Source organism: Citrobacter sp. wls827 (assembly GCF_005280875.1).
GTDB lineage: Bacteria > Pseudomonadota > Gammaproteobacteria > Enterobacterales > Enterobacteriaceae > Citrobacter > Citrobacter youngae.
The window spans coordinates 696,365-697,266 of record NZ_SZWR01000010.1; the positions used below are offsets into that span (position 1 = coordinate 696,365).

Sequence of the window (902 nt, forward strand, 5' to 3'; positions counted from 1 at the left end):
AGGAATACTCCAGGGAGCGCTGCTGGTTGTGGATGCGTCACTTACTGCTTGTGATGGCTCGCTGCTGATATGTGCGATAGACGGGGAATTCAGGATCAAGCGATATCGGACTCATCCTCAGCCCCACCTGATAAATCTGGAGAACGGAAGAAGGGAAGCACTACCAGTAGATGATGACGGTTACAGTTCTGCACCCGCTATATTCGGTGTGATCACCCACATCATTAATGATGCGAGGTAGGGGAGTTTGATGACGGTCCTGTCATGTGATGACAAAAACAAAAAAGCCCGCACGGGCGGGCAATGACATGCTTATTTTGTGTTCAAATTTATTATGGGCGAGTTGAGTATCGGCATTAACAATGACTAATTTAGTGTTGAGTAAAAAATTCTTAGCAAGAAAATTAATTTCAAGTGATTGCGGAGAGTGATAGTTTCTGTGTCGGATGTATTTTACATTTTTAAGTGCAATGCCCTCGTGAAAAGGAGCAAAGAAAAGAAGTAACCCCCCTGGTTTAAGGGTTGGTTTTATTTAAGTTCATTTAGAAACAGTTGGTTGTTGAGATTAAAAAAAATAGTAAAGTTTAGTTGATTGATGACGATAACTTGAATGACACAGGCAAGCCTGGCGTAATAACCCAAAAGGAATATTTTATGGCACAAGTTATCAATACAAACAGCCTGTCGCTGTTGACCCAGAACAACCTGAACAAATCTCAGTCTTCTCTGAGCTCCGCTATTGAGCGTCTGTCTTCCGGTCTGCGTATCAACAGCGCGAAAGACGATGCTGCAGGTCAGGCGATTGCTAACCGTTTCACCTCTAACATCAAGGGGCTGACTCAGGCGTCCCGTAACGCTAACGATGGTATCTCCATCGCGCAGACCACTGAAGGTTCTCTGTC

At 44.3% G+C, this 902-nt stretch carries 2 pseudogenes; both read left to right on the forward strand.

Annotated elements, in window-relative coordinates:
* A pseudogene (locus FDX03_RS06835) lies at positions 1-270 on the forward strand (LexA family transcriptional regulator); the annotation flags it as partial.
* 384 nt (positions 271-654) lie between these two features.
* Positions 655-902, forward strand: a pseudogene (locus tag FDX03_RS06840) (flagellin FliC); the annotation flags it as partial.